The 1,681-nt window shown below is 71.0% G+C and carries 1 pseudogene; it reads right to left on the reverse strand.

Features of this window, described 5'->3' with window-relative positions:
- A pseudogene (locus H596_RS0118845) lies at positions 1-1,681 on the reverse strand (restriction endonuclease); the annotation flags it as partial.

The raw sequence follows: 1,681 nt of genomic DNA on the forward strand, positions 1-1,681 counted from the left end.
TCGCCCGCAGCCGGCCAGGCGGCAGCACGACGCGGTAGCCGAGGACGCGGGGGAAGGTGATCTCCAGCGCCTCGCGCTCCGGCAGCACGGCGTGCACGCGGGTGGTGGGCTTGGGCGGCTTGTAGTCGGCCGCCGAGTTGGCGGGAACGAAGGAGAAGGGGATGCCGAGGACGTCCGCGTACTCGGCCTCGAACATCCCGTTGCCCTGCTCGTCCTGACCGACCGGGTCGTAGGAGACGCGGCGCAGGGCCCGGCCGATCACCTGCTCGCACAGGAGCTGGGTGCCGAAGGCGCGCACGCCGAGCACATGGGTGACGGTCCGCGCGTCCCAGCCCTCGGTCAGCATGGAGACGGAGACGACGCAGCGGATCTGCTCGCCGAGGCGGCCCTGCTGGCCGACGGTGTTCATCACCTCGCGCAGCAGGTCGCTGTCGCTGAGGGATTCCGCTTCCGCGTGGCGGCCGCGGGCGCGCAGCTCGCGCTTGAAGGCCTCGATCTCCGGCGCCGCCAGCTTGCGGAAGCTCTCCGAGAGGGCCTCGCCGCTCTCCAGCTCCTCGCTGTCGATCAGGATGGTCCGGGCGCGGGCGGCCATGCGGCGCTGGCCCGGGCCGCCGTCCTCGACATTGGAGAGGAGCGGCAGCTTGCCGGGGACCAGAACCGTGCGCTCGGTGCCGTCCGGCGCCTTCTCGGTCTTCTCGTAGCCGGCGATCCAATCGAAGACGAGCTTCGAGGTCGCGGTGTTGTTGCAGACCACGATGAAGACCGGGGGCGTCGGTCCGCCCTTCGCCTGCCAGTTGGCGAAGACCTTGGCGTAATGGCCGTAGAGGGCCTGCAGGGCGCCGACGAGCTGGCTCGGCAGATCCTCGGGGTCCAGCGCCTTGGCCTGCTTGCCGCGCCCGGCCTTGGGCAGCCGGTCGCGGACGTGCTTGTAGACGTGGCGGTAGATCGGCTCGTCGGCGCCGGCCAGGTCCTGCACCGGCACGCGCGGCACCTTCACGATGCCGCACTCGATGGCGTCGATCAGGGAGAAGTCGGAGACCACCCAGGGGAAGAGCATCCCCTCCGGGTAGCCGGAGCCGCGCAGGAAGAAGGGCGTGGCCGAGAGGTCGTAGACCGTGACCGGGTGCTTCACCACGCGCTGCAGCGCCTCGATGCCGCTGATCCAGAGGCGCGCGGCGGCGTTGTTCTTCTTCGCCTCGGCCTTGCCCTCGGCGTCCAGCTTCGGCGCGCCGGGGCCATCCTCCGCCCCGACCTTCTCGCGGTAGCAGTGGTGGGCCTCGTCGTTCAGCACGATGATGCGCCGGCGCCCGAGCAGCGCGCCGCAGACGCGCTGGACCATCTGGCCCTCGGTCTCCAGCGTCTCCACCGGCCCTTCCCGGCCGCCGAGGATGGCCTTGGCCAGCTTCGGCGCTTCCAGCGTCTCCCGCCGCTGGAAGGCGTGGTAGTTGGTGATGACGATCCGGGCCCGCTGGAGGTCGTCGCGCATCTCGCGCGGCACGATGTCGTGCAGCAGGTAGGTGTTGGTCGGGTCGGAGGGCAGCAGCACGCGCAGCCGGTCGCGCACGGTGATGCCGGGGGCGACGATCAGGAAGGCGTCGGTGAAGCGGGTGGAGTTGCGGGCGCGGGCGGCGTTCAGGGTCTGCCAGGCGATCAGCATCGCCATGACCGTGGTCTTGCCGGC

Origin of the sequence: Rubritepida flocculans DSM 14296 (assembly GCF_000425365.1) — a bacterium.
GTDB classification, from domain to species: domain Bacteria; phylum Pseudomonadota; class Alphaproteobacteria; order Acetobacterales; family Acetobacteraceae; genus Roseococcus; species Roseococcus flocculans.